This is a genomic window from Streptomyces sp. NPDC057654, assembly GCF_042800135.1.
Lineage (GTDB): Bacteria > Actinomycetota > Actinomycetes > Streptomycetales > Streptomycetaceae > Streptomyces.
Genome location: NZ_JBHVHQ010000566.1, coordinates 1 through 5,732 on the forward strand (window position 1 = coordinate 1; position 5,732 = coordinate 5,732).

Annotated in this window: 5 protein-coding genes and 1 pseudogene; 2 read left to right on the forward strand and 4 right to left on the reverse strand. The window is 72.8% G+C overall.

Features of this window, described 5'->3' with window-relative positions; all coding sequences use genetic code 11:
- Positions 1-109: 109 nt before the first annotated feature.
- Together ACFU99_RS30725 and ACFU99_RS30730 are read right to left on the reverse strand one after the other, a co-directional pair.
- The gene (locus ACFU99_RS30725) at positions 110-1,378 is read right to left on the reverse strand and encodes an FAD-dependent monooxygenase (RefSeq protein WP_384398227.1); all 1,269 of its coding nucleotides are present in this window, start codon (positions 1,376-1,378) and stop codon (positions 110-112) included.
- A gap of 133 nt (positions 1,379-1,511) precedes the next feature.
- A complete protein-coding gene (locus tag ACFU99_RS30730) occupies positions 1,512-2,543 on the reverse strand; it encodes a hypothetical protein (RefSeq protein WP_384398229.1) in 1,032 nt (343 codons plus the stop codon).
- 474 nt (positions 2,544-3,017) lie between these two features.
- On the opposite strand from ACFU99_RS30730, the gene ACFU99_RS30735 reads away from it, so the two are divergent.
- Positions 3,018-3,281: a hypothetical protein gene (locus tag ACFU99_RS30735; RefSeq protein ID WP_384398233.1), complete on the forward strand. Its 264-nt coding sequence runs from the start codon at positions 3,018-3,020 to the stop codon at positions 3,279-3,281.
- 353 nt (positions 3,282-3,634) lie between these two features.
- On the opposite strand, the gene ACFU99_RS30740 is transcribed toward ACFU99_RS30735, so the two are convergent.
- Positions 3,635-3,817, reverse strand: coding sequence for a hypothetical protein (locus ACFU99_RS30740; RefSeq protein WP_030885513.1), 183 nt, complete (start codon positions 3,815-3,817; stop codon positions 3,635-3,637).
- Between the two features lie 70 nt (positions 3,818-3,887).
- The gene (locus ACFU99_RS30745; protein WP_384398231.1) at positions 3,888-4,919 is read right to left on the reverse strand and encodes a fatty acid desaturase family protein; all 1,032 of its coding nucleotides are present in this window, start codon (positions 4,917-4,919) and stop codon (positions 3,888-3,890) included.
- Positions 4,920-5,232: 313 nt separating this feature from the next.
- On the opposite strand from ACFU99_RS30745, the pseudogene ACFU99_RS30750 reads away from it, so the two are divergent.
- A pseudogene (locus ACFU99_RS30750) lies at positions 5,233-5,732 on the forward strand (ATP-dependent helicase); the annotation flags it as partial.

Here is a 5,732-nt window from a genome sequence, read left to right on the forward strand (position 1 = left end):
GGGCGCGGGGGGGGGCGGGGGGCGTCGTACGGGCTCTGGGGGGCGGGGGCCCCTTACGACGCCCCTGTCTATGGGGCCGAGGCCGCGCGGCGCGGCTCGGCGGGGGGGCTCAGCGCGCGAACGGGTAGGAGAACGCGCCCAGATCGGGGGTGGCTATCGGGGAGCCGCTCCACAGCCAGTCGTAGGACACATCCGACTCCCCGTCGAAGCTGCGGAGCTTCGCGTCCCGCTCCTCCTGCAACGGCCCGTCCGGGAAGTGGTAGAAGGTCTTGTTGCGCAGCGAGGCGTCCTGCACCATCCCGGCGTGGGTGGCGCGCCGGTTCACATAGCGGCGCAGCGCGCCCTCGATGCCGCTCGCGGTGACGGCGCCGAGCTCCTCGGCGAGTACGGCGGCGTCCTCCATGGCCTGGGACGCGCCTTGGGCCTGGTAGGGCAGCATGGCGTGGCAGGCGTCGCCGAGGAGGGCGACGTTGCCGTCCATCCAGACGGGGTCGCGGCGGCGGTGGTAGAGGGCGAAGCAGGAGACGTCGTCCTTCGCCTTGGAGAGCATCGCGGGCACCCGGTCGTCCCAGCCGGGGAACGCCCCGGCCAGTTCGCCGGGGCCGGCGGGCACGGTCCAGCATTCGGCGACCTCGTCGGTGCAGGGCACGCAGGCGACGACGTTCAGGTACTCGCCGCCGCGGATCATGTAGTGGACGAGGTGCCGGTCGGGCCCGTACCAGATGGTGCTCTGGTACCGGTCGACCAGCCAGCGGGTGGCGGGGTCGGCGGCGATCAGGTCGCCGGGGATCAGTGCACGGTAGGCCATCTCGCCGGAGAAGACGAGGGTGTCCTCGGCGCCCATCAGGTCGCGGACGCGGGAGCGGATGCCGTCCGCGCCGATGAGGGCGTCCGCGGCGTACCGGGCTCCGTCCTCGGTGACGGCGACGGGGCGGGCGGAGTCGGCGCGGTCGAGGCCGACGACCTTGCTGTCGGTGAGCAGCCGGACGGCGGGGCCGGGGCCGTCGGGGTCGGTGCAGGCGTCCATGATGACGCGGTGCAGATCGGCGCGGTGGTAGTGCCAGTACGGTGCGTTGTAGGCGTCCTTGCAGCGGTCGCCGAGCGCGGTGAGGGCGACGATCCTGCCGTCCTTCCAGCGGCGGCGGACCTGGTCCTGGGGCTCGGTGTGGATGGCTTCGAGCTGTGCGCGCAGGCCGAGGGAGAGCAGCACCCGGCTGGCGTTGGGGGCGGTCTGGATGCCCGCGCCGACCTCGCCGAGCCGGCCGGCCTGTTCGAGGACGGTGACGCGGATGCCGCGGTGGCGCAGGGCGAGGGCGGCGGTGAGGCCGCCGAGTCCGCCGCCGACGACGGTGACTTCGTACGACTGGCTGGGCGCCAAGTCTCCTCCTGGGCGAGGGGGCTCGCGGTGCGCGGCGGGGGGGCCGGGCGAGCCGGTGCGGGCGGTTGAGGGGGCGGGGCCGTTGAAGGAGCGAGCCGTTGAAGGGGCGGGCCGGGGGCTGCCGGCCGGGTCGTCAGCGGTCGGCGAGTACGCCGTCGGTCACGGTTTCGGCGCCGTCGACGGAGACGGTGCAGCCGCGCATCGCGATGTCCAGGTGGGCGTAGGACTCCCGGCCGAGGACGGGGTGCGGCCCGGTGGACCACAGGAAGTTCCCGGCGAAGGCGCGGGCGTCCATGCCCATCAGGTCGCCCTTGCCGTACAGGGCGGTGGCGAACCAGTCGGCGCTGCGCATCAGGCCCCAGCCCATGTGGGAGAGGCTGCGCGCCCACTGGTCGTCGGCGTCCTCGAAGAAGGTGGTGAGGAGCTTCGCCTCCGCGCCGCCGGTGACGGCGTCGATGTGGCCGTCGCGGACTTCGAGGGTGACGGGTTCGCGCACGTACTCCTTGAAGGGGAGCAGGATGTCGCCCTCGGCCAGCACGATCCGCCCGTTGGAGATCTCCGGCCAGCAGAGCACCATCGTGCTGGGCCAGTGGTCCCAGCGGCCGGGGTCGTCGGCGTAGCCGCACTGGAACTCCGGGCAGGAGCCCTCCAGCCGGACGCTCAGATCGGTGCCCGCGCGGGAGGTGACCCGCATCTCCGTGGACCGTTTCAGCAGGTCAGCGGCGCTCAGACAGCGGTCCTTGTCGCCGTCCCCGGGAAGGTTGCGGATCAGCACGTCGGGGGCGTCGCAGACGAAGAGGATGCGGGTGCCGGCCGCCAGGATCTGCTGCTGTACGGGCGCGTGGATGAACCCTTCCTGGGTGAGGTCGACCACGAGGTCGGCGGATTTCAGCAGGTCCTGGGCGGTGGTGTCGTCGAGTACGGACGTGAGGCCGGGGCCGGCGCCGGTGTGGGTGCTGGGGATGGGGGCGGGGCTGCCGCCGGGGACGGTGGCGGAGATGACGTGGGCGCCGCACGCCTTGGCGGCGCCGAACGCCGCCGCGACGTAGTCGCCGCGGCTCGCCGGTTCGGAGAGGACGACCACGTGTTCGCCCGGGCGGACCCGGCACATCGTCAGTTCGCGGGTGAAGGCGTCCAGCAGGTCGACGGATGAGAAGTCGAACACGGTGTGTCCTCCAGAATTCGTCTCGGAGTACGGGGCTCCGGGCAGCGGCGCGCAACTGCCCGAAGGCAGCGCGAACAGCCCGCCGCATACCGCCTGAGCAGCGGAAACGCGGGGTGGGATGGCGTCCCGGCAGAGATAATCCGAACACGTACTAACCCGTCGGGGCAAGGGTCCCGGCGCTCTTCGGCGTCGCTCCCGCACTCTTCGCCACCCCTGCCGGGCTCCGTCCCGTCGGCCGCGCGAGCACCGTCTTGCCTGTTCAGGCGGTGGGCGGAGGGACGGGCCGGGCGGTGGCCCGAGGGGCGGCGGAAGCGGAGTGAATTTTCCATCCGTGTCCGGCCGTTGGGGTGCCGGCCGGCCGCCCTCCGTTCCCGGGGGATTAACGCCCATGTCGCCGGGCACACTGGAACGGTCCTCGGGACGGACCTCGGCGTGGGGCGGGTGATCCGCGTGTTCGACAGACTCCGCAAACGAATCGAGGCGGCCTGGACGCTGCCCGATACCGTGCGCCCGGTCGGCAGGCAGCGCAACCTCTTCGAAGCGGCGGCGACGTATGTGGCCGCGTGCGCCGAGAGCGACGAGCAGCGGAGCTCGGAGGCGGCGCGCTGGGTGACGCCGGAGGCGCTCGCCTTCGGAGTGAACGAGCTGGCCTGCCGCGCGGTCATCGCGCTGGCGCGCGAACGCGACGAGTCGCCGCACACGGTGGCCCGTTCACTGCTGGGGCTGCCCGCCGCCTGATGACGAGGGGGCGAGCGCGCCGGGCTGAAGGGGCGTCAGGGTGAGGGGGCGTCAGGGCTGTGGAGACGCCGCGGCCGGGGCCCCTCCTCCTGTCGCCCCGTACCGCGTCGGCACGGCGCACAGGCGCGTCCCGTCATGCGGGCCACGGCCATGGCCGATGACGTCCGTGCCGACTACGCTCTCCCGCGCGGCGTCCGTCTTGGTACATCGGACGGAGTCGCCGATGGATTCCGGGGGGGGGCCGCGCCGTGGCCCGCCGCTACGGCCGTCCGCCATGCCCCCGGGCGCCGCGCGCCGGGCGCCGCCGGGCGCATGACGCCCGTAGCGGCCGGGGCCGGAGGATCAGGGGCTCGTCAGCGGCCCAGCTCCTTGCGCGAGACCCGCTTGAGCCGGCGCCGCTGGGAGGGGTCCAGGAGCAGATACGCCCCGACCGGCACCCCGACCATCACCAGCACCGCCGCCCAGAAGGGCAGCAGCCACAGCAGGATCACTCCCACGGCCACACCGCCGACGGCGACCTTCGCCCTGTTCGTCATCTTTTCCGCCTCCTCCTGCGGCGCGTGCCGCTTCGTCTCTTTGCAACGTCCGCCGGGTGCGTCCGGTTCCTCACTCCGCGCGCAGCGGCGCTCCGACCTCGTGCATGTGGCGCAGCGCCTGCCCGTAGGAGTCGATGAGTCCAGTCTCCGTGTACGGGAGCCCCACCGCACGGCAGTGGTGGCGGACCAGGGGCTGGGCGAGCCGCAGGTGGGGGCGGGGCATGTTCGGGAAGAGGTGGTGTTCGATCTGGTAGTTCAGGCCGCCCAGGAACCAGTCGGTGAGCAGCGCGCCGCGCACGTTGCGCGAGGTGACGACCTGGCGGCGCAGGTGGCCCCAGCGTTCCCCGTCCGGGTCGGGCATCTCCATGCCCTTGTGGTTGGGGGCGAAGGCCAGCCCGAGGTGGAGCCCGAAGAACGCGTGGTGCGCGAAGGCGAAGGCCGCGGCCATGCCGGGCGACATACAGGTCAGCAGCAGCGTGCAGTAGCCGATGTAGTGCAGGACCAGCATGGCGGCCTCGGCGGCCCGCTCGCGCGGCCGCTGCCGCTTGAGGTCCTGGATGCTGGAGATCTTCAGCGCGATGCCTTCGAGCAGCAGCATCGGGATGAACAGCCGGGCCTGGTTGCGGGTGAGCCAGCGTGCGAAGCCGGCGCGCTCGGCGGCCTGCCGCTGGGTCCATACGAGCGCGCCGACGCCGACATCGGGGTCCTTGTCGACGTGGTTGGGGTTGGCGTGGTGGCGGTTGTGCTTGTCGTTCCACCAGCCGACGCTCATGCCGAGCAGCAGATTGCCGTGGACGAGCCCGAGGGCGCGGTTGCCGCGGCGGGTGGCGGCTATCTGGGAGTGCCCGCTGTCGTGTCCGATGAAGGCGGTACGGGCCCAGAAGACGGCGGCGAGCGGCGTGAGCAGCAGCGTCTGCCAGGAGCCGTCGAGAAGGACGATGGCCGTTCCGATGGCGGCCAGGGCGAGCAGGTTGACGGTGATGCCCGCCGCGTACCAGCCCCTGCGCCGTTCGAGGAGCCCCTGTTCCCGCACCTGGCGCAGGAGCGGGGCGAAGTCGCTGCCCGCTGATGGTTCGGCGAGGACGGCGATGGTCTGGGGCATGAGGTCTCCGGGGCTCGTTCTGGCTGACCTCATGAACGTATGGTTCGGGCCACGGCCGAACCATGGCGTCACCACCCGACCCCTTCGGGGGGCAACCCCCCGCGCCGGACAGGGGGGTTGGCACCACCATGGACACACCCCCACGCGGACAGTGGCGCAGGACACACAAGAATCGCTGGGATCGCGACTGTGGGCGGGGTACCATTCGCGACCTCCGCACCAGGTAGTCAAATTTGAGGAACGCGTCGACGCCGTGACAGCTCCCTCTGTTCGATCCCATCCCGCCGACTCCCACGACTCCTCCGAACCGCCCATACCACCCGCGCCGACGCCCGCCGAGACCGCTCGGCTCGCCCGCTGCTCGGCCGTCTTCCTCCCCGGCGACCCGGCGCGCACCGGGCGCGTCGCGTTCTGGTCGCCCGGCGAGGAGCCGCCCGCGGCCCCCGGCTCCGTCGAGGAACTGACGGTCGTGGTGCCCGATGGCGCGGAGATCGCGACCGTGTCCGTACGGGCCGTGCTGCTGCCCGTGCGCGACGCGCTGCCCGCGCTCACCCGTGCCCGTACGGCCAGGGCCGACGAGGCCGCGGCCTTCTGGGGCGCGGCGGCGGTGCTGGCGCTCCAACTCGCCGCACGGGGACTGCTGTTGCCGGGCCTGTCGGCCACCGACCACGACGCGTGGCGGGTGGGGCCGCCGGCTCCGGAGGACCTGCGGCGGATCCGTGAGCTGGCCGCCGCGATGCCGCCCGCCGCGCACGCCGTACCGCTCCCGGAGTCCGACCCGCCGCTGCTGCCCGAGCCCGAACGGCTGGTGCG